27 protein-coding genes are annotated in these 26,377 nt (G+C 37.1%); 3 read left to right on the forward strand and 24 right to left on the reverse strand.

The window, feature by feature from the left end; genetic code table 11:
* Window positions 1–7: 7 nt before the first annotated feature.
* The 8 genes from HCJ50_RS14480 to HCJ50_RS14515 form a co-directional block, all read right to left on the reverse strand.
* Window positions 8–436: a S1 domain-containing RNA-binding protein gene (locus HCJ50_RS14480; protein WP_003718298.1), complete on the reverse strand. Its 429-nt coding sequence runs from the start codon at window positions 434–436 to the stop codon at window positions 8–10.
* A gap of 151 nt (window positions 437–587) precedes the next feature.
* On the reverse strand, window positions 588–974 hold the full coding sequence (locus HCJ50_RS14485) for an FtsB family cell division protein (protein WP_185348834.1): 387 nt from the start codon (window positions 972–974) through the stop codon (window positions 588–590).
* A 226-nt stretch (window positions 975–1,200) separates the two neighbouring features.
* Entirely contained in the window at window positions 1,201–1,467 is a 267-nt protein-coding gene (locus HCJ50_RS14490) for an RNA-binding S4 domain-containing protein (protein ID WP_281384472.1), read from the reverse strand.
* 33 nt (window positions 1,468–1,500) lie between these two features.
* Window positions 1,501–3,090, reverse strand: a complete 1,590-nt coding sequence (locus HCJ50_RS14495; protein WP_185395748.1) for a putative polysaccharide biosynthesis protein — start codon at window positions 3,088–3,090, stop codon at window positions 1,501–1,503.
* Window positions 3,091–3,120: 30 nt separating this feature from the next.
* Complete coding sequence (mfd, locus tag HCJ50_RS14500; protein WP_185348828.1) at window positions 3,121–6,660, reverse strand: transcription-repair coupling factor; 3,540 nt, start codon at window positions 6,658–6,660, stop codon at window positions 3,121–3,123.
* Between the two features lie 121 nt (window positions 6,661–6,781).
* The gene (pth, locus tag HCJ50_RS14505) at window positions 6,782–7,336 is read right to left on the reverse strand and encodes an aminoacyl-tRNA hydrolase (RefSeq protein ID WP_185348826.1); all 555 of its coding nucleotides are present in this window, start codon (window positions 7,334–7,336) and stop codon (window positions 6,782–6,784) included.
* 105 nt (window positions 7,337–7,441) lie between these two features.
* The gene (locus HCJ50_RS14510; RefSeq protein WP_185348824.1) at window positions 7,442–8,026 is read right to left on the reverse strand and encodes a GNAT family N-acetyltransferase; all 585 of its coding nucleotides are present in this window, start codon (window positions 8,024–8,026) and stop codon (window positions 7,442–7,444) included.
* 85 nt (window positions 8,027–8,111) lie between these two features.
* Window positions 8,112–8,735, reverse strand: a complete 624-nt coding sequence (locus HCJ50_RS14515) for a 50S ribosomal protein L25/general stress protein Ctc (RefSeq protein WP_185348822.1) — start codon at window positions 8,733–8,735, stop codon at window positions 8,112–8,114.
* Between the two features lie 293 nt (window positions 8,736–9,028).
* Between HCJ50_RS14515 and HCJ50_RS14520 the strand changes: the two genes are divergently transcribed.
* The 3 genes from HCJ50_RS14520 (at window position 9,029) to HCJ50_RS14530 (ending at window position 11,120) form a co-directional block, all read left to right on the forward strand.
* Window positions 9,029–9,970: an L-lactate dehydrogenase gene (locus tag HCJ50_RS14520; RefSeq protein WP_185348820.1), complete on the forward strand. Its 942-nt coding sequence runs from the start codon at window positions 9,029–9,031 to the stop codon at window positions 9,968–9,970.
* Window positions 9,971–10,045: 75 nt separating this feature from the next.
* On the forward strand, window positions 10,046–10,720 hold the full coding sequence (locus HCJ50_RS14525; protein WP_185395749.1) for a DNA alkylation repair protein: 675 nt from the start codon (window positions 10,046–10,048) through the stop codon (window positions 10,718–10,720).
* A 67-nt stretch (window positions 10,721–10,787) separates the two neighbouring features.
* On the forward strand, window positions 10,788–11,120 hold the full coding sequence (locus HCJ50_RS14530; protein ID WP_185348816.1) for a putative heavy metal-binding protein: 333 nt from the start codon (window positions 10,788–10,790) through the stop codon (window positions 11,118–11,120).
* A 52-nt stretch (window positions 11,121–11,172) separates the two neighbouring features.
* On the opposite strand, the gene HCJ50_RS14535 is transcribed toward HCJ50_RS14530, so the two are convergent.
* From HCJ50_RS14535 to HCJ50_RS14610, 16 genes are all read right to left on the reverse strand, one after another.
* Window positions 11,173–11,961 carry a metallophosphoesterase family protein gene (locus tag HCJ50_RS14535; protein WP_185395750.1) on the reverse strand — a complete coding sequence of 263 codons (789 nt, stop codon included), beginning with the start codon at window positions 11,959–11,961 and terminating at the stop codon, window positions 11,173–11,175.
* A gap of 288 nt (window positions 11,962–12,249) precedes the next feature.
* Window positions 12,250–13,206: a ribose-phosphate diphosphokinase gene (locus tag HCJ50_RS14540; RefSeq protein ID WP_185348812.1), complete on the reverse strand. Its 957-nt coding sequence runs from the start codon at window positions 13,204–13,206 to the stop codon at window positions 12,250–12,252.
* 49 nt (window positions 13,207–13,255) lie between these two features.
* Window positions 13,256–14,629 carry a bifunctional UDP-N-acetylglucosamine diphosphorylase/glucosamine-1-phosphate N-acetyltransferase GlmU gene (gene glmU / locus HCJ50_RS14545; protein ID WP_185348810.1) on the reverse strand — a complete coding sequence of 458 codons (1,374 nt, stop codon included), beginning with the start codon at window positions 14,627–14,629 and terminating at the stop codon, window positions 13,256–13,258.
* Window positions 14,630–15,012: 383 nt separating this feature from the next.
* Complete coding sequence (gene spoVG, locus HCJ50_RS14550; protein WP_185395751.1) at window positions 15,013–15,321, reverse strand: septation regulator SpoVG; 309 nt, start codon at window positions 15,319–15,321, stop codon at window positions 15,013–15,015.
* Between the two features lie 126 nt (window positions 15,322–15,447).
* Window positions 15,448–15,756 carry a septation regulator SpoVG gene (gene spoVG, locus HCJ50_RS14555; protein ID WP_185395753.1) on the reverse strand — a complete coding sequence of 103 codons (309 nt, stop codon included), beginning with the start codon at window positions 15,754–15,756 and terminating at the stop codon, window positions 15,448–15,450.
* A gap of 692 nt (window positions 15,757–16,448) precedes the next feature.
* Complete coding sequence (locus HCJ50_RS14560) at window positions 16,449–17,657, reverse strand: ABC transporter permease (protein ID WP_185348791.1); 1,209 nt, start codon at window positions 17,655–17,657, stop codon at window positions 16,449–16,451.
* On the reverse strand, window positions 17,654–18,346 hold the full coding sequence (locus HCJ50_RS14565) for an ABC transporter ATP-binding protein (RefSeq protein WP_185348789.1): 693 nt from the start codon (window positions 18,344–18,346) through the stop codon (window positions 17,654–17,656). Before HCJ50_RS14565 ends, HCJ50_RS14560 begins: the two co-directional genes overlap by 4 nt.
* 48 nt (window positions 18,347–18,394) lie before the next feature.
* Complete coding sequence (locus tag HCJ50_RS14570) at window positions 18,395–19,072, reverse strand: efflux RND transporter periplasmic adaptor subunit (protein ID WP_185348787.1); 678 nt, start codon at window positions 19,070–19,072, stop codon at window positions 18,395–18,397.
* A 169-nt stretch (window positions 19,073–19,241) separates the two neighbouring features.
* The gene (gene purR / locus HCJ50_RS14575) at window positions 19,242–20,060 is read right to left on the reverse strand and encodes a pur operon repressor (protein WP_185348779.1); all 819 of its coding nucleotides are present in this window, start codon (window positions 20,058–20,060) and stop codon (window positions 19,242–19,244) included.
* Between the two features lie 164 nt (window positions 20,061–20,224).
* Complete coding sequence (locus HCJ50_RS14580; RefSeq protein WP_185395752.1) at window positions 20,225–20,962, reverse strand: carbohydrate deacetylase; 738 nt, start codon at window positions 20,960–20,962, stop codon at window positions 20,225–20,227.
* A 14-nt stretch (window positions 20,963–20,976) separates the two neighbouring features.
* Window positions 20,977–21,855, reverse strand: coding sequence for a 4-(cytidine 5'-diphospho)-2-C-methyl-D-erythritol kinase (gene ispE, locus HCJ50_RS14585; protein ID WP_185348776.1), 879 nt, complete (start codon window positions 21,853–21,855; stop codon window positions 20,977–20,979).
* A 135-nt stretch (window positions 21,856–21,990) separates the two neighbouring features.
* Window positions 21,991–22,248, reverse strand: coding sequence for a biofilm formation stimulator Veg (gene veg, locus HCJ50_RS14590; protein WP_003718261.1), 258 nt, complete (start codon window positions 22,246–22,248; stop codon window positions 21,991–21,993).
* Between the two features lie 118 nt (window positions 22,249–22,366).
* The gene (rsmA, locus tag HCJ50_RS14595; RefSeq protein WP_185348774.1) at window positions 22,367–23,254 is read right to left on the reverse strand and encodes a 16S rRNA (adenine(1518)-N(6)/adenine(1519)-N(6))-dimethyltransferase RsmA; all 888 of its coding nucleotides are present in this window, start codon (window positions 23,252–23,254) and stop codon (window positions 22,367–22,369) included.
* Complete coding sequence (gene rnmV / locus HCJ50_RS14600) at window positions 23,247–23,822, reverse strand: ribonuclease M5 (RefSeq protein WP_185348772.1); 576 nt, start codon at window positions 23,820–23,822, stop codon at window positions 23,247–23,249. The genes rsmA and rnmV overlap by 8 nt, the downstream gene beginning before the upstream one ends.
* Window positions 23,823–23,924: 102 nt before the next feature.
* Window positions 23,925–25,160 (reverse strand): G5 and 3D domain-containing protein, encoded by a 1,236-nt coding sequence (locus tag HCJ50_RS14605; protein ID WP_185348770.1) that lies wholly within the window; start codon window positions 25,158–25,160, stop codon window positions 23,925–23,927.
* A 290-nt stretch (window positions 25,161–25,450) separates the two neighbouring features.
* Window positions 25,451–26,224, reverse strand: a complete 774-nt coding sequence (locus tag HCJ50_RS14610; RefSeq protein WP_185348763.1) for a TatD family hydrolase — start codon at window positions 26,222–26,224, stop codon at window positions 25,451–25,453.
* Between the last annotated feature and the right edge of the window lie 153 nt (window positions 26,225–26,377).

The following is a 26,377-nucleotide window of genomic DNA, read 5'->3' on the forward strand; positions in this document are numbered from 1 at the left end:
TCACGGTTTAGCCGCGTTTTGCTCCTCGGCCACCACGTTTGGATTCTGTTTGGCGTTTGATAGTCGTTAATCTTTCGTCACTATCTTTCAAGAATTTAGACATTATATCTTCAAAGCTCTCGGCTGGTTTTACATAGTTTCCAGCAGGTTTTTTGCTGTATTTTGGTTTGCGATCATAACTTTTTTCTGGACGGTCCGGACGATCTACTGCTTTACGAATGGACAGACCAATCTTGCCATCATCACCAATATTCATTACTTTGACAGTAACTTCATCTCCTACAGTTAAGATGTCGTTAATGTCCTTAACATAGTTATCTGCAACCTCACTAATATGGACTAAACCTGTTTTGCCACCTTCTAACTCCACAAATGCTCCAAAATTAGTAATCCCAGTAACTTTCCCTTGTAACTTGTTGCCTACTTCGATCGACATAAAAAAATGCGTCCTCCTTAAAATATCACTCTATTGCTTAATTATAGCTATAATAAAAAGAGTGTCAAACAGTCAAACTCGTAATCCCCAAAAATGTACCACTTAATTTTCCCTTTGATTCTGTAATGGAGAATAATGGCTCAACCTTGACTTACTCTTCTTGTTTCGAATTCTCTTCAGGAATGTTGAAAATAATTTCTCCATTTTTGGATAAATAATATTCACTTCTAGCTAATTTAGCTATGTATTCATCATTATGAAGTTTCTTAATTTGATCATTTAGCTCTTGTTCTTCATCTTTCATTGCAACCATTTTTTTGTCTACTTTTACTTGTTGTTCTTTCTTATCTTTTAGTGATAGAACTTGTTGTGTATAGGTAACAGTTAGTAACCCACCAACAACAGCAAAGATAATAGCCATAAAAGCAAGTCTTCGAAACAGGGCAATGCGACGACGGTTACGAGTTTTCTTCATTGCTGCAGTATCTTTGATGTAGCGATTTTCTATTCTCGCTACTTTTGTTTTAGCTTTTTTCATACATCGTCCCTCCCATGTTCTTATTTGCTTTTCGTTTGTGAAATTCGGTAGAGAAAAAAACGTTTCTTGATTAAAATAATATCAATAAATCAGCCATTTGTCTATTGGAATCCACGATTTTTATCATTTTTTTCTTGACTTTTTCATAAAAAATTGGTTGTGCATTTTTTTAAAAAGAAAAAAAACGTTTGAAATCGGCTATATTAACCCGTTTCAAACGATTTTTCTATCTACTTTCATCTGTGCGTTCTTCTTTAATAATTGTGTACATTTCTGTTGCTTGTTCTTTTTTTGCGTTTTCTTCTAAACGTTCGATTTTCGCAGTAACAATCTTTGGACCAAAACGGATAACTAATTCGTCACCAGACTTCACATTTGTTCCTGGTTTCGCGGTTATGCCATTGACAGCAATACGTCCTTTTTCAGCTACTTCTTTCGCTACTGTACGACGCTTAATTAATCTTGATACTTTTAAATATTTATCTAATCGCATGGTTGTTGCCATTTTATTCACCTACTTTTATGTTTATTTTCGCGCAACTAATTTGCTGAGCGCTAGTAACTTGGAGCCAAACGGAAGGAAAACAAAATCTTTCGGTCCAAGTAGTTTGTATCTTAGTGCAAAAACGAGAAAAACCCCGCCGCCAAATAACGCACTTATAATCGCTTGAAACGCACTGCCCATCCTTGTTTCAAACGGGACAAACCATTCGATTAAACAAGGAATTATCGCCATTAAAGCTAATGCTGCGGCTAACCTTAGTAGCATTGATTTTTCAACGAAGGGAACTCGGATTGTTTGTTTTAATGATACGTAACAAATTAGTAAGATTACTGCTAAACCAACGCATGTTGATATTGACGCTCCGACTGTTGCATAATGCGGAATCAATATACTTCCTGTTATCCATTTTACAACAAGTCCGATTCCAACACCAATAGCAGGGACAATAATTTTTCCAAACCCTTGTAAAATACTACTTAACATAACAATTAAAGCGCTAAGAAAAACTGCTGGCATAAATAATTGCAAAACAAAAGTACCGTCCGGCGTTTGAAAGAGCATTTGATTTAAAGGGCGCATAATGACAATTAGTCCTACTGTTTCTGCTCCAGACAAAATGAGTGTAATTTTGATTGCTAGAAGGATAGAACGTTTTAATTCTTTTTGCTGATTTTGAACCCTTGCAGCAGTAATCATTGGTACGAGTGCAAGCGCGAGCCCAGTTGAAACCACTAGCCCTAACTGTAAAATCGGTTGTCCACGGTCGTATATCCCTTTCAGTGATTTGGCAATAAAATCTGGAATTCCCGAATCACTCATTAAGCGATAAACTTGAAAAGAGTCCACTAGTTGGAACAATATTAGCATTGAACTAACGATACATATCGCCATGCTTTGACGAAGAAAATCGCGACCTATTCCGATTTTTTCTTGTTTTTCAGCAAATACAGCTGGTTGTATCCCTTGACCTGATGTAAGTTTTTTATTGTAAAAATGGCGCAATACCAAAATTCCTGAAACGCCACCGAAAATCGCGCCGCTCATCGCCATCGCTCCTGCATCATATAAATCTAATTTCATATGAAGAGCTAAACCAGCCCCAAAAAGAATGACGGCGACACGGATAATTTGTTCTACTGTTTGAGAAATCGCTGTTGGTATCATCTCTCCTGTGCTTTGAAAGAAGCCACGCATAAAAGCAAGATATGGTGTAAGCAAAAACACAAAACTAATGACTCGAATAAGTTCAGAAAGCGCCGGATCTCCCATCATCATTGCAATAATGTTAGCAAACAGAAATAAAAAGGCAAATAGAGAGACGCTAACAATTCGAAGCATCCTAAAAACAGCTCGCATTATAATTTGTTGTCGTCTTATATCACCGTTTGCTTCTGCTAACATTTTAGAGATAACAACTGGAAAGCCCCCTAAAGCAAGGGTCATCGCAATTCCATATATCGGATATACTTGTTGGAAAATATAAAACCCAACATCTCCCACCATATTTTGAAAAGGTACACGGTAAACTGCACTAAGTATTTTAGAGATAAGCGAGGCAGCGGTTAGCCAAGCTGCTCCTTTCATCAGTCGCTTCATGGAACGTTCTGACATCCCGCCACCTCCTTTCTTTTTACTTATTGGTTATTTTTCGGTAGATACTTTTTCTTTTAAAGCTCCGCGAAGTTTTTCAGCCAAACTTTTAATTTGATAGAGCCATTCTTTTAATGGTTTATTTTGGATATTGGCAGTGATTTTCAATTGTGTCCCTTCCATGCCAACACCAATCATTCGTCCAAATTCACCAATGATTTGCATAACGACATCCCCACGAATGCCTGCTGTTCCACTTTCGGAAAACAACATGGTAATTTTATTTTGCTCTTGTTTTACAGACTCGATACCCACTTCAAGTGCATGTACTTTGAGTTCTGTCATCGTGAATAGATACTCGACTTCTTCCGGATACTCACCAAAACGGTCAATCATATCACTTTGCAATTCTTCCAAATCATTTAATACTTCTATGTTGCGGAACCGTTTGTACATTTCGATTTTTTGTCGTCCATCTGTTATATAATATTCCGGTATATAAGCATCTACTTGGATATCAATTTCAACTGGTACGATTTGTTTTTGTTCTTCTTTTGGTTTTTTGGCTTCGATTGCTTCTTTTAGCATTTGCGAATAAAGGTCAAATCCTACAGAATCAATAAAGCCATGTTGTTGCGCTCCAAGAATATTACCTGCACCACGAATTGATAAATCACGCATCGCAATTTTAAAACCGGAGCCTAGTTCTGTAAATTCTTTAATAGCTGACAAACGTTTCTCCGCTTCTTCACGAAGAATTTTGTCTTTTTGATACATAAAGTAAGCATAAGCAATTCGATTCCACCTACCTACTCGTCCGCGTAATTGGTACAGTTGCGATAGACCCATTCGGTCGGCATCTTGAACAAACAGAGTATTAACGTTAGGAATATCTACACCTGTTTCGATAATAGTGGTAGTTACGAGAACATCAAACTCTCCTTCAAGAAAGCTTAAGATGACAGATTCTAGTTCAGATTCGCCCATTTGACCATGAGCAATTGCCACACGAGCATCTGGAACCATTGCTGAAATTTCGTCTGCTTTTTGAGTAATTGTTTCTACTCGGTTGTAAAGATAATAAACTTGACCATCACGGGCTAATTCTCGTTCAATTGCTTCTCTAACAAGTACATTGTTTTGTTCTGCAACGTATGTTTGAACTGGGAAACGGTTTGCTGGCGGTGTTTCAATAACAGATAGATCTCGAACTCCTAACATAGACATATGCAACGTCCTTGGTATTGGCGTTGCAGTTAAGGTTAGTACGTCGATTTTTGAACGCATTTGCTTGATTTTTTCTTTATGAGTCACACCAAATCGTTGTTCCTCGTCAACAATAAGCAGTCCCAAATCATGGTATTCCACATCTTTAGACAATAGACGATGCGTTCCAACAACAACATCCACTGTGCCATTCTTCATTCCTTTTAAGGTTTCTGTTTGTTGTTTTTTCGTACGGAAGCGACTTAAAAGACCGATTTCTATTGGGAACCCTTGAAACCTTTCTTTCATTGTTTCAAAATGTTGTTGCGCTAGAATAGTTGTCGGAACTAAGAATGCCACTTGTTTACCATCCATAATCGCTTTAAACGCCGCACGAAGCGCAACTTCTGTTTTCCCATAACCAACATCACCAACAAGCAAACGATCCATCGGGCGAGGTCGCTCCATATCTTTTTTAATTTCCGCAACAGAGCGCAGTTGATCATCGGTTTCTTGATAAGGGAAAGCATCTTCAAATTCTCGTTGCATTTCTTCATCCGGACTAAATGCATAGCCTTTTTCTGCTTCTCGTTCTGCATATAGTTTGATTAAGTCATCTGCAATATCTTGGACAGAGGCTTGTACTTTTTTCTTAACGCGTTTCCATTCTGCGCCACCAAGTTTGTTTAATCTCGGGGACTTGCCTTCTGCGCCAACATATTTTTGCACTAAATCGAGTTGATCAACAGGAATAAATAGTTTATCTTCTCCTTGATAAACCAGCAATAAATAATCTTTATGCACCCCATTAATGTCTAATGTTTCCATCCCAACATACCGCGCAATACCATGATTAATATGCACAACATAATCGCCCACTTTTAATTCGGAGTAACTTTGAATTCGCTCCGCATTAGACAGTTTTTGACGTTTTTTTACTTTTTTCACTTTTTTGTTAAAAAGCTCCGATTCACTAATGATTGCTACTTTGGCAAGCGGTAGTTCAAAGCCGTTCTGGAATGTCCCAATAACGAATTGAACAAGACCGTATTTAGGGACATCCGATTCGCTTTTTAAAATGGTACTTTCCATATCATAGTCAGTTAAAGTTTGCTGCATTTTCTCTGCACGTTCCATATTTGGCGCCAGAATTACAACTGCATAATTATTCTTATGCCAGCTTTCTAGTTCCGTTTTTAATACGTTCATTTGACCATGAAATTGTTGCATCTGTTTATAGACAATATTGGTTGTTTTAGATACTCGCATGCTCGCCATTTGCTTTTGGAAAAGTGTTAAATAAATTTTTGGTGAGCGGTTTTCATCTAGTAATTTTTTAAAAGAATGACTTACTTGCACATCACGCACAGTCTCCATTCGACTCAATGTCTCCGTTTGCCACTCTGCTTCTTCTTTTTCCAAGCCTTCTTCTGTTTCTAAAATTCTTGCAAATTCATCTAGTAAAATTGCGGTATTTTTTGAGAAATAGTCAAAAAGAGATGCTGGATCTGGATAAGCTAAACCAATGTATTTGAAAAACATATCTGGTTTTACCCCTGAACGTAGCATTTCTAAGTCTGCTTCTAAATTTTCAACAAGTGCTTGTTTATCTTCTTTTTCTTTTAGTTCATTTAATGTATGTGACATTTTCTTTTCCAGACGTTGAACAATATCTGGATAATAACTTTGATCAAGGATAATTTCAGTCGCAGGAAGCAAACGAAACTCTTCTACACGTGAAGTAGAGCGCTGCGTTTCCACATCAAAGAAACGAAGGGAATCCACTTCGGTATCAAAAAGTTCTATTCTAATTGGGAATTCTTCCGTAATCGGATAAATATCAATAATGCCGCCACGAACACTGAATTCACCTGGTGTATTAACCATGCCACTCATCGTGTAACCCATTGTCACTAATTTTTGGCGTAAAATTTCTGGATCCAGTTCTTCGCCTTCTACGATAGATATATTAAATTGCTTCCAAAGTGATACTGGGGGCAGCATTTTTCTAAGTCCCGCGACTGGAACAATTACTATTCCTGGTTTTTCAGATAGCAGAAAATCTAGCGCCTCCACTCGTTGACCTCGAAGTTCCGGGCTAGAAATGCTTAGCTCAGAAGAAATTAGTTCGTCTGCAGGATATAAAAACAATCGATCTGCATCCATTAATGAAAGTAAATCGTCGTATAATTTTTGCGCATGATATAAATTATGTGTGACAAATACAACTGGACGTTTTGAAGCGCCTTCTACGACACTTGCAAATAAAGCGCGTGAAGACCCGGTAAGACCTGTAACCAGTTGTGCTTTGTTTTTTTCGTTGAGCGCATTTAATATCGCTCGAATATCTTTTTGTTCATATATTAATTGTTGTAATCCTTTCAAGGGAAAACAGCTCCTTTTTTCAGAAAATTCATTCTATGTAATGCGAAAATAAATCAACGCCTCGAAGAAAGACCGAAATACGTGACAAAAATATTGCCACGCCTCGTTTTAGTCTATGTTTTTAATTATATTTATTCATTACCTCAATAAATGGCAACTGCGCGAAATCTTCTATTGCATCTGCACTTTTTTGAATTGCTTCAATAATATCTGGTTGTTCTGCTTTTGGAAAGTCACCTAGCACGTAGTTAATAACTTCCCCATGACTTGGACGACTCACACCAACTCGAATACGGTTAAACTCTTGTGTTTTCACATGTTGGATGATTGATTTCATTCCATTATGTCCACCCGCGCTGCCTTTTTGTCGCAAGCGGATTTTCCCAACTGGTAAATCTAAATCATCGTAAATAATAAGCATATCTTCTATCGGGATATTGTAATAATCCATTAGCGGTCGAATGCACTCACCAGAAGCATTCATAAAGGTTAAAGGTTTTACTAACAACATTTTTTCTCCACTTACATTGATTTCACTTATCATTCCATTAAACTTAGATTTTTTCCAAGGAGTTTGATGACGAAAACTTAATTCATCTACTACCATAAAACCGACATTATGCCGGGTGCGTTCGTATTTTTTGCCCGGATTTCCGAGACCAACTATTATTTTCATAAAGCTTCTCCTTACATGAACTAAACCACTTCACGAATGAACTGGTTTTTGTTTCGATGTTTTTTTGATTATACCACGGAATTGATTTGGTTGAAAGTTTTCCAATCAACGCTTATGTTCCGCAATTTTATTTTCAATTATCTCCCATGCTTTTTCATTTTCGGCTTGAAAGTTCACTTTTTTCCAATTTACTGGTGTTTTTCCAAGATATTTTTTAAAACCAAATTTTTGATATAGATAAATTGCTTGGTAACTACCGGTTTGACTTGTTAGATAGACAAAATCATTTTTATTTAAATGTAGAATTTCAGATAATAATGCTTTTGCGATTCCTTTTCCTCCATGCGAATCTAGTACAGCAACCCAGTGAATACGACTTTCCATCCCACCAAAAGTATCCCCATCCCACAACATTGCCGTTCCAACGATTTCCCCATTTGGCGCTTGAACAAAAACACAACGTTTAGCTAATTTTTCTTTTTCTCCGCTAAATTCTGTTTTAAAACGGGCATGAATCTCTTCTGAGGAGGTAACTTGTCCTGATTCTAACTGTAACTTGCACCATTCTTCTTCCAACCCGTCTTCATAAAAACGAAAGAAATACCCATCCGGCAAGCTATATTCCGGATAATTAGTAGCATCATAATTAACCATAGCAACAGAAATTTTCGGAACAGATTGATCCAGCATAAAAACGCCTCCTTTTCTAATATTATACAAAAAAATAAGGAGGCGCGCGAGTAAACGCGTACCTCCGAATGGATATATTTGAAAATTATTCTACTGGTTCTTCATCATTACCATGTAAAGCTTCTGGTTCTGGCGCTTCTGAAGTTGTTGGCTCTTCTTCAGCACGAGGGGCAGAAACTGTTACAACTGTTTCTTCTTCTTCCACTTGCACAACATAATCTTTGTTTTCTGGAAGATTATTTGTCGTTAATACATCACCAATTTCTAATGTGGAAATATCTAATTCAATCGTTTCTGGTAATTTTTCAGGTGTTGCCGAAACTTTTACATCATGGATAATTTGTTGTAACACACCGCCAGCTTTAACACCAGGCGCATCCCCAACTAATACCACACGAACATCGGTCTCCACTTCTTCATTCATATCAACCGCTAGCAAGTCCACATGTACTAATGTGTCTTTTAACGGATCCACTTGATACTCATGCAATAAAACATTTAATTTCTTGCCGCCAACAGTCACTGCAAATACGGCATTTCGACCATTGTCACGAACTGCTTTGATTAATTCCAAAGAATCAACGGAAACTGGAACATTTTCCGATTTGTAACCATAAATAATTCCAGGTACTTTTCCTTCACTACGCAATCTCGTTACTTCTGAATGTTGCGTTGTTTCTCTTTTCTGGACCTCTAATGTTGTTGCCATAAAAAATCACTCCACTCATTCAATTTTGGTACACTCCTATTATATCTACCCTTTAAAAAAATAGCAAAACAAAGCAAATGGGTTGATCACGATTAAGAGGTTTATAATTCTCAATAAAAGGTAAACAGAAAATAGCGGTTGCTACCTTATGCAAACGTTTTAAAACTGTACTATAACGTTTTCAGTATTTTATTATAACAACTTTTAAAATTTCAGGACGTTCAATGCTTCACAAATGAAAAATACATGTTATACTGTACTAGTAAATAGATTTTTTATAGGAGGAATTCGAAATGAAAGATCATCAAAAAATTATTTTAGTTGGCGACGGAGCAGTTGGTTCTAGTTACGCATTCGCTTGTGTGAACTTAAGCATTGGACAAGAATTCGGTATTATTGACATAGATAAAGACAGAACAATCGGGGATGCGATGGATTTAAGTCATGCTGTTCCATTTTCGACACCGAAGAAAATTTACTCAGCTAATTATAGCGACTGCCATGATGCAGACCTAGTTGTTGTTACTGCAGGTACAGCACAAAAACCTGGCGAAACTCGCTTAGACTTAGTTAACCGGAACATTAAGATTATGAAAGGCATTGTTGATGAAGTAATGGCAAGTGGTTTCGACGGTATTTTCTTAATCGCATCAAACCCAGTCGATATTTTAACTTATGCGACATGGAAATTCTCTGGACTTCCCAAAGAACGTGTTATCGGTTCAGGAACAAGCCTTGATACAGCCCGCTTCCGTATGTCAATTGCCGATTATTTAAAAGTGGATGCACGTAATGTCCACGGTTATATTTTAGGGGAACATGGCGATACAGAATTCCCAGCATGGAGCCATACAACCGTTGGGGGACTACCAATTACAGAATGGATAAGCGAGGATGAACAAGGTGCAATGGATACTATTTTTGTAAGCGTTCGTGATGCAGCTTATGAAATTATCAATAAAAAAGGCGCTACTTTCTATGGTGTTGCAGCTGCTCTTGCCCGTATTACTAAAGCTATTTTAAATAATGAAAATGCGATTCTACCTCTTTCCGTATATTTAGATGGCCATTATGGAATGAACGATATTTTCATTGGAGCACCTGCCGTAGTTAACCGTCAAGGCGTTCGCCATATTGTTGAAATGAATTTAAATGCCACAGAAAAAGAACAAATGAAAAAATCCGCTGATACTCTTAAAAAAGTATTAGATGATGCAATGCAACAAATTGATTAATATGTTTCCACCAAAAAAGCATGCTACCTTGCATGCTTTTTTGTTATACTTAATTTATTCGAAAGGAGGCTACTCATGATTACTTTTGATCAGCTGGATGCCGAACTAAGTGCTCTTCAAAACCCTAATACTATCAAAATCTTTAGAAACCATGGCTGCCCAGAAACATTAGAACTATACGGTTTAAAAATCGGCGACTTAAAGAAAATTATTCGTCGTGAAAAACTAAATAAAAATCAAGAACTAGCGATTCAACTAATTGAGTCTAATAATAGCGACTTAATTTACCTAGGTTTACTTGCTGTCGACCCTAAAAAACTAGACGTAAATCAAATCGAACAATGGAATAGCGCTTTTCGCGAAACATGGACAATGCTAACTTCCGGCTTAACTTCCGTCGTAAGCAAACGTGAAGACGCACTCACTTTTGCAAGAAAATGGATGAAAAGTGATTTTGATTTAACTAAATCGATGGGATGGCAAATTTTCTCAGAACATATTGCCAATTTGCCTGAAGCAGAAGAATTGCTTGAATTCGCAAAGCAAAACTTACAATCTGAAACAAACAGAACGCGTTATTCTATGAATAGCTATATTATCGCTTGTGGAATTTATAAAGACGAATTATATGAAAAAGCATTAGAAGCAGCTAATTTTGTAGGTAAAGTTCATGTTGATTTAGGGAAAACCGCCTGCAAAGTCCCTGACGCCATTCCTTATATTGAAAGAGCGCGTAGCCGAAAAAAATAATTAGCTATCCTTTGACTCAAAAAACTACTTAGGGGTATGATAAAAGAAAAACTGGAGGGATTAAACAATGATTGTAACAACTTCACCAAATATCGAAGGCAAACAAATTATCGAATATAAAAAAATCGTTTTCGGCGAAGTAATTACCGGGGTTAACGTTATGAAAGATATTGGAGCAGGATTCAGAAATTTCTTTGGCGGACGCTCACAAGGATATGAAGACGAGCTGATTAACGCACGTGAGGAAGCTATTAAAGAAATGGAACAACGCGCACAAGACATCGGTGCAAATGCTGTGATTGGTGTAGATATTGATTATGAAGTACTTGGAGCAGATAATGGCATGTTAATGGTCACTGCATCCGGTACAGCTGTCGTTACAGAAACCCAAGACTATTAAAAAAAACGGAAATCAGTCATTAAAGCTGATTTCCATTTTTTTACGGTTATTTTCAATCAAGGTATTGCTCAATTTGACTATCTATATATAAATATTGCCCTGACCGAAGTGTTTTCTCATAAATATCCACATATGGCAAAGCTCTTTTTTTCGCAAAAGCAATTTCTGCATCAATGTCATAGGCGATTTTTTTAAAATGGATGTCAACAACACCTGTAGCAGCGATATCAATAAGAGCATATTGAGCTAGATTATCTTTTGTTTTCCGACTTTCCCCGCCTGGTAGTCCGACCGAGCCAGAATTAATAATCAACTTGTCATCCACCGTTCTTCTAAGCGATTGCCGATGAACGTGTCCATTAATCGCGACATCCGCATCAGTATCCGAAAACATCTCATCAAAATAGGCTTGCTCTTCCGTCGCATAAATCGGGAAGCTAGCGGATTTTGGCATCGCATGAAAAACATCTATTTTCGTCCCCAATATTTGAATTGATACTTTTTTGGGCAATGTAGCTAAATAACGAAATTTTTCATCACCTAAAAAAGCATAATCATATTTCACTAATTCCTCAATCATCCGTCGTTTTATAGAATAATTAAATGATTTTCCTTCCAAAAAGTCCCTATACACCTGTTCATGATTTCCTAGCACAAAAGAAAGCGGATTGAGTTTTTCCAGAAGTTCCAGACAAATATCTGTACCTGGACCTTTTAAAGCTATATCACCGACCGTTATGTATTTTTCCGCATGTTCATTCGCAGCATCTTTTAACACTGCTTTTAAAGCTTCTACATTACCGTGAACATCCGATATAATTGCAACTCTCACTTTATCCATAAACTCCCCCCAATCCTTATGTGACGCTTACAGAGCTATCCCCTCGCTCATTTTAGCCCTTTTCATTTTGCGTTTCTCAATCTCATCTTAGTATTTTAAACTATTATGCCAGAATGCGCCACTCTTCTTCCAAACAATACTAACACTTAAAAAATCCGGCGAACATAATAACATTTATTTTCATTTTAGTTAAACCCTTATAAGAGAAACACATCTTTTTCTTCTATTAAAAATAAAAAACAGAAATCCTCATCAATAGAGAATTTCTGTTTTAGTTTAAGCGATTTTTTATTCAAACAACGAACTTACAGATGCGTTTTCATGTACGCGCACAATTGCTTCACCTAAAAGTGGCGCTACAGAAAGTTGTTCCATCTTGTCTATCCACTTATCTTCTGGAAGTGCAATAGAGTTTGTAACAACTAATTTTTCAATTGGTGATTCTTCAATACGTTTCATTGCAGGTCCGGATAATACCGGGTGCGAACAACAAGCATATACTTTTGTTGCCCCAGCTTCACGAAGCGCTTTTGCAGCAAGCGTAATAGTTCCCGCTGTATCAATAATATCATCAATAATGATACAAACCTTCCCTTCTACGTTACCAACAATATTCATTACTTCCGCCACATTTGGACGCGGACGACGCTTATCAATAATAGCAATCGGCGCTTTCAAACGATCCGCCATTTTACGAGCACGAGTAACTCCACCATGGTCTGGCGAAACGACTACTAAATCATCACCCAAATGACGTTCCCCAAAGTAACCACTTAGTAAGCGTACAGCATTCAAATGATCAATTGGAATATCAAAGAAACCTTGAATTTGCGGCGCATGCATATCTAGCGTAATCATTCTTGTCGCTCCAGCTGTTTCGATTAAGTTTGCAACTAATTTTGCCGTAATTGGTTCGCGACTTCTCGCTTTACGGTCTTGGCGTGCATAACCATAATAAGGCATAACAATATTAATTGTCGCCGCAGAAGCACGTTTCAACGCATCAATCATGATCAAAAGTTCCATTAAATTCTGGTTTACAGGGTTACTCGTTGATTGAATAACGTAAACATGACAACCACGGATACTTTCTTCAATATTAATTTGGATTTCTCCATCACTAAAATGAGTAACGCTTGATTTTCCTAACTCAATACCTACTTCTTTCGCAATCTCTTCAGCTAGTTCACGATTAGAATTTAGCGAGAAAATCTTCAACTTTGGATCAAAATACTCGTTTGACATAATCAGCCTCCACTATTTTTATTAAAATTTTAAACTTTCCAATTGGAAATTATTTACCGTGATTCAAACGTTTTGCATAACCTATCTTGTTGTCTTGTTTCGCGCGAGCAATCCCAAGCGCGTCTTCTGGAACATCTTTTGTAATAGTTGAACCAGCTGCAATGAAAGCGCGATTGCCTACTTTGACAGGGGCAACTAAATTAGAATTACAACCTACAAAAACATCATCGCCAATAATCGTTTTCGCTTTATTTTTGCCATCATAATTAACCGCAATACTTCCACAACCAATATTTACGTTTTTGCCGATTTCTGCATCCCCCATATAAATGAAGTGTGGCAGTTTTGTCCCTTCACCGACAACCGCTTTTTTGGTTTCAACATAATTGCCGATTTTCACGTTATTATGAATATCGGATTCTGGTCTTAGATGCGCATAAGGTCCGATTTGAACATCATCCCCAACCTTGCTTTCAAAAATAGCAGAACTTCTGATATGAGCGCGTTCACCAATAACACTATTAGCGATTTCCGAGCCACTTGTAACAATACAATCGTCTCCAATCACTGTATTACCACGCAACATAACACCAGGTTCAATAACAGTATCTTGACCAATTTTTACATTTATATCAATATACGTACTTTCTGGATTAACAAGCGTTACCCCATTACGCATATGATTCTCATTAATTCGGCGTTGCATTAATTTAGATGCCTCAGCTAAAGCGATTCGATCATTCACTCCAAGCGATTCCTCGAAAGATTCCATTCGATATGCCGCTACTACTTCATCTAAATCTTTTAAAATTTTAATAACATCTGGCAAGTAATATTCTCCTTGCACATTATCATTAGAGACATTTTCTAACGCCTCAAAAAGAGCTTTATTATCAAAACAATAAGTACCAGTATTAATTTCTGAAATGCGTTGTTCTTTTTCAGTCGCATCTTTATGTTCGACAATTTTTTCTACAATGCCAAGGTCATCACGAATGATACGTCCATAACCAGTAGGATCTTCAATCACTGTTGTCAGGATCGTTGCTTTTGCACGTTTTTCATGATGATATTTCAATAGAGCTTCCATTGTACTAGCCTCAATTAAAGGAGTATCTCCGCAAACAACTAACGTAACACCATCTTTATCAGCAAGGGCTGTTTTTGCTTGAAGTACCGCATGGGCTGTTCCAAGTTGCTCTTCTTGCTTTACAAACTCGCTTTTACCAGCTAGATGCTCTTGTACTTTTTCCGCTCCATGCCCAACTATTGTAACCACTTTATCAACATCAAGCGTCGAAATTTGATCTACTACATGTTCGACCATTGGTTTTCCGCAAACAGGATGCAATACTTTGTAAAGTTTTGATTTCATCCGCGTGCCTTGGCCAGCAGCAAGCACTACAGCATATCGTTTTGACATTATATAGAACCTCCATTTTTCACTATTCTTCCACTATGAATGATAACGTAAAAATTGCATTTTTTCAAGATTGCGCCCAAATAAAAACTCTTAACCATATTTTTAGGTAAAGAGTAAATTTAGTGTTTTATTTGTTTGAAAATTCCGAAAGATATAGCATGATTGTTTATTTGTTTATTGAAAGCAGAGATTACAGTCGTGCTACAATAATAGTTTCGTGATTGTGCCTGATTTTGCAACATCATTCCGAATTCCCCTCCCAAATTTCAATCTACTTTTAATTATACCATAGCTAAAATGGAACACCAAGACTATTTATCATTTTCCCTATATTTAAAAACGCAAAAAGGGCTAGCACGAGGCTAGCCCTTGGAAATTTTTAATTATTCAGCAGAAACGGATTCAGATTCTTCTTCTGTCACCGCATTAGCTTCTTCTTCACCAACACGTACATATTCAGCTAAAACAACTTCTTGAATTTTTGCACGAGTGTCAGAATTAATTGGGTGAGCGATATCACGGAACTCACCGTCAACGCCACGCTTACTTGGCATAGCTACGAATAAACCGTTATTCCCATCAATAACGCGAATATCATGAACTACAAATTCCTCATCTAAAGTGATTGAAGCAATTGCTCTCATTCTTCCATCAGTTTCTACACGACGTAATCTCACATCTGTTACTTGCATTATTAGTCACTCCTTATCCCATTTGCCTCGATCAAAAAGAATATGCTTTTCCCAGCCAAACATCAGGTTCATTAAATCCCCTTCTCAAGCTGTTCACAACAATGTCCTTCCCGAAATGAGGATTTTTTAATTCTCTTCTGCGACACTTTCGTCAGCAGATGTTTCTTCACTTGCAGTTGGTACTTCCGCCACTTCATAAGCAGCTAAAACAGCTTCTTGAATTTTCGCACGGGTATTCGAGTTAATAGGGTGTGCAATATCTCTAAACTCTCCATCCGGCGTACGTTTGCTTGGCATAGCTACGAACAGTCCCTCGTTGCCATCGATAACACGAATGTCGTGAATAACAAACTCACCATCAATCGTTATTGAAGAAATAGCTTTCATTCTCCCATCTGTCTCAACACGGCGTAATCTCACATCTGTAATCTCCATTATCTTCACCACCTTATTCTAGTTGCTCTGTTAATAACCAATGCTCACATGCAACATTAAGTACACACTCGAGAAAAATTCCCCCATAGAAAAAATCGCTTTTGAAACAAGCAACATTTACGTAAAATTATTCCCTACAAACATAATAATAAAAAAAACTAAATTTGACAACTTTGTGAATTCGGAATCAAAAAAAATAGTTTTTTTTCAAAAAGTATTGACATTTTTGAATTGTTCACTATGAAATGACCTTTGTATACAATGTTATTTATTTATATGTAAAAAACTCTCAAACCATTGCTAGAGCTGAATTACAATGTATTCATCATACTATTTTATAGGCAATAATGCCAGTAAAATGGTTGAAATCAATTCATTTCTTACAAGCCATTGTATACAATATAACGAGTTTTTCCCCCTTAATGGCACCTATTTTTTAAAATTTGTACTTTTCCCAGTCTCTATGCATACTTCTTCTTATTATTGTATATTTACCCTAAAAACAGCATAGCCATGCACGTTTTCATCGTATGCTTTATTTTTCTAAATTTATTTTTTGGATTGATAACGCTTAATTGTGACAAAAATGTTAAATCTAGATGACAAGACAACTAGTGGTTCATTTATACATAAATAGCCCTTTTTTAATACTAAAAAAGGAATCCAAAAATGTTTTGAATTCCTTTTTAGGTTTATTCTGACCTTAATGCATCAATTGGTCTTAATTTTGATGCTTTGTTGGCAGGAGCGATTCCAAATATTACTCCAATGCAAAGCGAGAATACAAAGGAGAAAATAATCGTCCCAGCAGTTATTCCTGATGATATCCCAGCAAATGAGCCGAATATTAACGCACCAGATACACCAATGAGTATTCCAATAACCCCACCACAAACACTAATAACAATTGATTCAATCAGGAATTGTAGTAAGATAGCTCGTTTTTTAGCTCCAAGTGCTTTTCTAATACCAATTTCTCTCGTACGTTCACTTACCGAAACGAGCATGATATTCATAATTCCGATACCACCCACGACAAGCGAAATAGCAGCAATCGCACCTAGCGCAGTTGTTAAAGTTGCGCTTATTGTATTAAATGCATTTAAAATTTCTTGTTGATTGATAACTTGATAAGATGGTCCCATTTGAGCGGAAGAAGCATTTTCTTCTTGCTCTTTCTCATCACCAAACTTAATGGCTAAACGAGATTCCAGCGTGTTTACAACAAAGTCAACATCTTCAGCAGCTTTTGTTTCTACATAAATTGTACGGACATTCGTATCTTTTAGTAGTCTTTGCGCAGAAGAAATTGGAATGAAAATTTGGTCATCGCTTGAACCCATCATTGAAGCGCCTTTTTCTTTTAGAACTCCAACCACTTTGTACGGCATTCCGTTTAACCTAATTGTTTCACCAATTGGATTCCCAAAGCCAAACAAATCATTCGCGACTGTAGAGCCTATTACAGCTACCTTCTGACCATATTCTGTATCAATTGGTAGCAAGAAGCGCCCTTCATCCATTTCCAAGCTACGAGCCGCTCTGTACTGATCATTCGTACCAATGACCTTATTGCTTGAATTTTTATAATCATATGTTGCATTTACTTGTCCAGATAGTTCTGGGGAAACACTTTTGACCCCATCAATATTTTGGTATTTCATTACTTCATCATAGGTGTATTTATCATTCGGATTAACTGAGCTGTTTACAACGGTGATTAAATTAGATCCTAAATCGCCCATTTGTTCATCCACTTCTTGAGTAACTCCATTCCCCAGTGAAACTAATAGGATAACAGATGCTACACCAATGATGATACCTAGCATGGTTAGGAAAGACCTCAATTTACTTGCTTTTAATTGTTTCCACGCCATTTTCATGCTTTGGAGAACGTTCATGCTTTAGTCGCCTCCTCGTGGAATAATTTACCATCTTGAATACGAATACTTCTCGTTCCATAAGACGCAATTGTTGGATCATGGGTTATCATAACAATCGTATTGCCTGCCCGATTTAATTCTTGAAGAATACCCATTACTTCTTTACCAGTTTTGGAGTCTAGTGCTCCGGTTGGTTCGTCTGCCAACAGAATTTGAGGTTTTCCAGCGAGCGCTCTTGCAATAGCGACCCGTTGTTGTTGTCCACCAGAAAGCTGTGTTGGTAAGTTTCTCCGTTTTTCAAGTAAGCCAACTTTTTCCAAACATTCAAGCGCAACTTTTTCACGTGCTGAAACGCTTAAACCTGCATAGATTAAAGGTAATTCGATATTTTCAAAAGCCGATAATTTTGTAAGTAAATTAAACTGCTGAAAAATAAAGCCGATTTTCTTATTTCTAATTTCGGATAATTTATTGTCGCTCAATGTAAAGACGTCGACATCATCCAAATGATAGCTTCCTTCATCTGGCACGTCTAAGCAACCAATCATATTCATTAATGTTGATTTTCCTGAACCGGATGGACCAACGATGGATAAAAATTCGCCTTGGTCAACGGTAAAAGTAACATCATCTAATGCCTTAAAAGTTTCTCCGCCTAAAGTATATGTTTTTGTTAAATTTTTCATGTCAATTAGCGGTTTTGGCATGTTTATCCCTCCTTCATACAATTTTTCTGATTCTTGCTTACATAAAACTTAGCTTGGAGCACCTGGAAGCGTCTCAGTTTCTTGTGTAGGAAGGATTACTTTTTCGTCTTTTTTAACACCTTTAGTGATTTCAATATTGTCTTCGTTATGCAGACCTGTCTCTACAAATTTTTTCACTTTCTTTGTTTTACCATTATCTTTTTCTTCTGGAACTAACACATAGTATTTATCGTCGCTATCTTTTTGAACTGCCTCAATCGGCACATAAAGCGCATCTTTTTTCTCATTAACTAAAATAGATGCATCTGCTGTCATTCCCGCTTTTAGATCGTCTGTTTTATCAAGTGAGATAATTACTGAAAAACTAGACACACCGTTTTGTACCTGACCTTGTTCCGCGATTTCTTTCACTTTTCCTGTGTATGTTTTATCAGGAAGTGCTGTTACAGTAACTTTTACTTCTTGGTCTTTCTTGATGTTTGGAATATCAAGCTCGTCCATTTGCGCTACTAATTGAAGTTCGTCATAATCAGGAACTTGTGTGTTTTCTGGTGAAATCGCCCCTGTTCCGGTAGCATTTATTTTCATTTCTCCTTGTTTCACTTTTGTTGTAACTAATTTCTCTTGTGTTACAGAACCGCTATCTTTTCCAAGCAACATAACCGCACCAACGGCTACAACTGCAATAATAACAATAACAATTAACCATTTAACCCATTTTTTCATGAACGTTCTCCTTCTGCTCCCAAGTATTTGAAAGGCTTAGATTTTATGTAACAATGATAGGATTTATTTTAACATAAAACTTAAGTGAGTGAAGTACATCGCAGGGCTGATTTGTTCATATCATCACTTTAATAAAAAAACAACCCTAGAGTCGCCTAGGGTTGTATGTTTAGCTATTAAAATAATTTCCGTCAACTACTTCAATTTGTTTCTCTTTCATATTCACGTTTTTAATTTTTACAAGCGAAACATAATCATCTACCAAGCGTTCTTCGGCATATTCTGATTCAACTAAAACGCCAATTCCGACTAAATGAGCATTAAACTCTTCAAGTAAATTTTTCATTCCGTTGATTGTTCCTCCAGCTTTCATGAAATCATCCACTATAACAACATTAGAACCTTCTGCTAGGCTGCGTTTGGATAGTTCCATTTTTTCGATTCTTTTGGATGAGCCGGATACGTAATTGATACTAACAGTCGAACCTTCTGTCACTTTGCTATCTCGCCTTACAATGACAAATGGCACGCTTAAATGTTCTGCAACAGCTTGCGCAATCGGAATACCCTTCGTTGCAACAGTCATAATTGCATCTATTTTCTTATCGTTAAATTTCGTTGCTAAGATTTTACCAATCGCCTTCAGTGTAACTGGTTCGCCCAATAAATCTGAAAGGTACAAATAACCACCTGGTAGCAAACGATTTGGTTCTGCAATTCGGTTACATAATGTATGCACGAAATCAAGCACATCATCATTCCCAGCAATAGAAATATACTGCACTCCACCTGCAGCTCCCGGAACTGTCTCAAGCGTACCAATTCCTCTATCTTCAAATGTTTTCTTTATGATAACCAAATCTTCACTAATAGAAGACTTAGCTGAGCCATAACGTTCAGCAAACATCGTAAGCGGCACTAGTTTTCGCGGATGCGATAAAAGAAACTGGGTCATATCAATTAATCGTTCACTGCGACGAATCTTCATAATCTCTCTCCCTTTGATAAAATTCCGTATATTAAAAAGCAAATTCATGTATTTTGTCCGTATTTTCTCTATTATAAAACGTTTTCCATGAAAATGACAACTTTTATTATTGTAACGCATTAAAAAACCCGCCAAATAAACATCCTTTGACAGGTCAGTATTTTTTATAAATCGCGGAAACTAATAATTTCTACTTCTTGTTGACCTAAATAAGCTTGCAATTCTCTTGATGTAAGTATTGTATGCTCCTTTGTCCTTGGCTTAACATAACTAGAAATATTAAGTAAAATATCATCTATAAAAGCCGGATGGGTCATAACTTCAACCACATCATTTGTCCCGATATGTTTTTGAACTATTTTTTTAATCGTATCACAGCTAACACCATCTGCATAAAAATCAGTAGCAAATAAATCTGGTGTTTTAATCGCACCAAAATCAGAAACATCTGCGTGGCGTCTCAAACTTACACCATATTTTTCTGCAAGTTTATGTTGTACAGGATAGATTAATGGTTCAATGGAGTGATGCGTATCAAAGTGAGAAATAGTAATGCCAGAAGCTAAAATTTTCTCGATTTGGGCAGTTAATTCACGTTCAACCTCTCCCATATCGACATCAGCTAAGCCAGATTCTAGTGCATCATAATTTCTACGGAAGCGGCCGTTCTCATCTGTAAGCGTCTTTAGCCCTTGAAGTAATGGAGAACCAAATGTTAAAGTCAAATGCGCCCCAATATCTAGACCTGGATTTTCTTTCGCTACTTCAATCGCTAAATCAAACGCCGGGCTATTAGCTAACAGTGTCGTTGATTTTACAACCCCTCTTTTGTAAGAATCTAAAATACCATATACTGCTCCTGGGCTAATTCCAAAATCATCTGCATTAAAAATAATTTTCATTCTTCTGACCCCTCTCAACCTTTAATAGTATCGTTTTCACTCTCACTCCATGGTCGAACCATATAAACTTCCTCACAAAAGCCTCGTAAGCCGTTATAGATGCGTTTTGCTCTTGAGTACTGTTTGACAAGTGCAAATACTGTTGGCCCGCTACCACTCATTAAAGCCGCCTCAGCACCAAACGCTAACATCTTATCTTTAATTCGTTTTACTTGTGGATTTTTTTCAAGCGTCACGGATTCAAGAACATTCCCTGTAGATGAGAAAATGCCGTCTAAATCCCCTTGCTGCATTGCTGTAATCATTTTTTTCGTATTCGGGTGTTCTACCTCATCCACTTGTAATTCTTTATAGATTGTTGGAGTCGACACACTAATACTTGGTTTCGCTAGTACAATCCAGCAACCGGGCATATTCGGTAGTGAAGTGATTTTTTCTCCACGACCAGTTGCGATAGCGGTCCCACCATAGACGCAAAACGCAATATCAGAACCGATTTCCGAGCTAATTTCTGCTAATTCCTCGATTGAAAGACCTAACTCCCAAATAACGTTTAACCCTTTAAGTGCTGCAGCTGCATCCGAACTCCCACCTGCAAGCCCCGCAGAAACCGGAATATGTTTATCTATTGTAATCCGCACACCTGCTTTTACATTAAAGCGTTTTTTCAAAAGTGCGGCTGCTTGATAGATTAAATTGCGGCGATCTTCTGGGATGAAGTGTGCCTTTACATCTAGCACAATAACGTCCTCATCTAGCCGTTCTAAATATAGTCTATCCGCAAGGTCGATAGTTGTCATTACCATCTCTACTTCATGATAACCATCATCACGTTTATAAAGCGCATCAAGCGATAGATTAATTTTAGCTGGCGCCGTTATGCTTATTTTCATTTTCCCCGCCTCCGCGTTCAAAATCTCTTTTTCTATTCTATCATATGAAAGAAGAAATATGTAGCTGACGGTCCAAAACAACCCTTAACAAAGCAAAAACCGAACCATTAATGATGGCTCGGCTACTTCAGCTTCTTACAAAGCTAATTCTTTATTATCATCTGTAAATACAAGTTCTACTGCGTCTGTTAAAATATCCGTATAACTATAGGATACTCTTTCAAAGTTGTTTTCATCCTGATCAAGCTCTACAATGAAAACGGATGGATATGTTTCAGCTAGGATGCCGCAACGTTCAATCGTTTTCTTACGACCGCCGTTTGCTTTCAATGTCAATGCTTTACCTAATCTAGAATCTAAATTCGTCTTAATGCTTGCAATGGTTTTTGGCATTTATTTTCCACCTCACTGAGAACAATTATAGCACAGATGGCTCAAGAAATCAATAACCAAATATTTTAACAGTTGTAAGGGCTAGCTGTCAACTAAGAAAGCGCTTTTTTCAAAAAAATTATTTTTCTGCTAAAAAACCAGCTAAAAAATTGCTTAATTTGGCGAATTCAGGGATATCTAATGTTTCTCCGCGGCGAATTAAGTCTATACCAATGCCATTTAAACCATTTACTAATTCTTCTTTACGTGCTTTTAGAGCCGGAAATTTAGAAGCCAGATTGTTCCAAAGCGTTTTTCTTCTTTGGGCAAATGCCGCTCTTGTAACTTCAAAGAAAAATTCTTCGTCATCAACTTGGGCTAGTGGTTCTTTACGACGCTTTAGATGAATAACTGCTGAATCGACATTAGGTTGCGGCATAAACACTGTTTTCGGCACAATAAAAGCTAGTTCAGCTTCCATATAAAATTGGATAGCAATGGTTAAACTGCCATAGCTTTTAGTGCTTGGAACGGCACTAATCCTATCCGCAACTTCTTTTTGTAACATGAAAGTCATGGAATCAGCTGGAATATTATCATGTAGTAGTTTTAAAATAATCGGAGTAGTTACATAATAGGGCAAATTAGCTACAATTTTGAGTGGTAGCTCTGGTTTGGTAAATTGAGTTGCAATTTCTTCTTCTACATTTGCTTTTAGAATATCTCCGTGAACCACTTTAACGTTATTATATGCGCTAAGTGTATCATCTAAAATTGGCAATAAACGTTGATCAATTTCAAACGCAACTACTTCATTGGCTGTTTTAGCTAATTGTTCTGTTAGTGCGCCAATACCCGGACCTATTTCAATGACATTTGTTTCTTTCGTAATTTCAGCAGTATCCGTAATTCGGGTCAAAATATTACTATCAATTAAAAAATTCTGCCCTAAACTTTTTTTAAATAAGAAACCATATTTTTTTAAGATTTCTGTTGTTCTTCCAGGTGTTGCAATATCTTTACTCATTTTCTTCCTCCTGCATAAGCTTTTGGCACGCGGCTACCAACTGCTGTTCACTAATCGCGAATGATTCCAAACGCGTTTGTAGCTGTTTTCCATTAGTGTAGCCAATTTTAAGTATATTTCCGAGTTTTTCTCTACGTTCTTTTGACCCTCGTCCGCCAAGAAGACCTAAGTTCATTAAAATCTCTTTTGAAATAAAATGTTTTTCAGTTCGTGTATTACTTGTATGGAAATGTTGTAATGCTTCTTGAATGGTAGCGTTACTAGCATGTTCCACTCCAAGACCACGCCCCGCTTTTGGTAAAGCATCTTGACGATTAATAAAAGCATGCTTACAACCTGGAACTGCTGAGTCGATTTGTTTTCTAATTTTTTCTCCTGGGAAATCCGGATCTGTAAAAATAATGACTCCCCGAAGTTCTTGCGCATGTCTAATTCTCTCAATTGTTTCTTGTGAAAGTGCCGATCCATTTGTTTCGATGGTATCCGCAACAACAGAACGATTAATCGCAGTTGTATCATCGCGGCCCTCTACGACAATAAACTCGTGTATTACAGGCTTCTCGTTCATAATGATTACATCCTTTTTAGTAAAATAAGTACATACATCATACCACATTTTGGGCAAAGAAAAAACGAGGCCCTATGAGTCAGCCTCGTTTTTATGCGATTATTAGTTTAACACTTTTACGGTTACAGTTCTTCTACCCCATGAGTAGCATGAACTTTCATTTGGGAAATAAACGTCAACGATATTTCCGTTGATTGCTCCACCAGTATCACCAGCGATAGCTTCTCCGTATCCTTCTACCCAAACGCGTGAGCCAAGTGGAATAACACTAGGATCAACAGCTACTACTCTCATTCCAGGATTAGCACTTAAGTTAATTCCTGTCGCTGTTGTTCCCCCACCAGAATAGGCAGTGGATTCCATCGTGAATGTTTTACCACCTGATGGAGCAGACGATGAAGTAGATGAAGAAGTGTTTGATGATGTTGCTTTTTTAGCAGGTTTTGCATTTGCTATTTCTGATACGACAGCTTTTTCTTTTGTACCACGAACAACTACTTTATCAGATTTTTCAGAAGTGACATTTTCTTTAACGACATCGCGTTTTTTCTCTTTGCCGTTTTCAAATGTTACTTTATACTCAACAATTTTTTCACCAGTTTTACCTTCTTGTACGACTTTTTCAACGCCTTGGTTTAGGCTGTCGTCTTCTTTGTAAACTGTATTAAATTTGATTTGTTCTTTTTTCTTGTCAGCTTTTGAATCAACATATGTAACTTGTACGGTCATTTTTTCCTTTAAGTTACTGTCTTTCGCAGGTGACACACGGTCGTCTTGATCAAGTTGGATGTTTTTCTCAGCTAGCAAATCACCAACTTGAGTTTTTGTTGTCCAAACTGTATCTGTTTTTGCTCCGTTTTGTAAGGAAAGTTGGATGGCACGATCAATATCAACTTCAAGGCCATCTTTTAATTTATCATCTAATGCTACGTTTAACACATCATGTGGGGTTGTTGTAATGTTTTCGTCTTTAAGTAAATCAGAAACATTTTCTTTCGTGCTCCACACGTTTTTCTTTGTTCCATTATCATTTATTGTAACTTGGCGTGCTGGAAGATATTTAATTTCCATACCGTCTTTAACTTCTGCTTTTTTACCTGGCGCAATTTCATCATGTTCGCTTACTTTTATTCCTGCTTCATCTAATGCTTCAGCAACTGTTTTTGCATGCGTTCTTGATTCTGTTTTTTCGCCAGCATTTACTATAGTGATATCGTTTTTAGTTCCTTCGAAAACGAAATAAAAAACCAATGCTACTACAATAACAAATCCTGCAATCATGATTGGTAATTTCCATTTTGATGATTGGGCTACGTTACTGCTGTTTTCCATGGTCATGTATTTCTCCCCTTTCTGCTTCGCTAGTGATTATATACAGGGGAGCAAACAACTGTCAATTTTTTAATAGTTTGTTCATATTTGCGCAAACTTCGGGAATAAACGTTGGCATGAAGCCATTTTAAAATTAACAAAGATAGTTAAATATCAAATGTAACAAAAGTATGTCATTTTTCTACGTCTCTGGTCGTAGGCATAAAATAAGGGTTTTGGTCCAAATGCCTATTTTTATATCTTTAAAGCTTAAGATTGGGTTACAGAGTCGGCCTTATGTTACAGTTCCATTACAGTTAATCTTTAATTTTAAATAACCTTTTTGCGTTATCCATTGAGTGCGTTGCGATTTCGCTATATTTCATTTCTTTCAATTCAGCAATTTTTTCGGCAACTAACTTGACGTATCCCGGTTCATTTCTTTTTCCGCGATTTGGCGTCGGAGCAAGATAGGGTGCGTCAGTTTCGATTAATAAACGGTCAATTGGTATAGCCTGGGCTGCAATTTTTGGTAATTTGGCGTTTTTGAAAGTGACGGTTCCGCCGAATGAAATGTAAAAATTCATCGCTAGGCAAGCTTCCATTACTTCGACTGATTCACCAAAACAATGCATAATTCCGCCTACTTCTTCGGCGTGCTCTTCTTGCAAAATTCGAATAATATCATCGGTTGCTTCCCGATTATGAATAACTATCGGTAAATTCACTTCTTTGGCTAGACGAATTTGTTTTCGAAAAACCTCGAATTGTGTTTCTTTTGGGGAAGTATCCCAATGATAATCAAGTCCCATTTCGCCTAAAGCAACTACTTTTGGATGGGTTAAGGCTAAATCGCGTAACCATTCTAAATCTTCGTCGGTAAAACTAAATGCGTCTGTAGGGTGCCAGCCGACGATTAGTGAAATGAAATCGTATTTTTCTGCTAGTTTTAATGCTCGGTCAATGCTTTCTTTGTTAAAACCGACAACGGCCATACGAGTTACATCGTTTTCTTGTGCTCGCTTTATTACTTCTTCTATATCATCGTCAAAAGCCTCGTCGTTAAGGTGTACATGCGTATCAAATAGCAATGAAATTCCTCCTAATAAATCAATTTCCTTCTATTATACTATAAATTTTTAATCGAACAAAAAAACCACCCTGAAATGTAGTGAGACCCAAAAGTTAGACCAAATGCCGACCAGAGAAATCTGGTTGGTATTTTTTATGCGGTCATCTGTTCG

The organism is Listeria immobilis (genome assembly GCF_014322765.1).
Lineage (GTDB): Bacteria > Bacillota > Bacilli > Lactobacillales > Listeriaceae > Listeria > Listeria immobilis.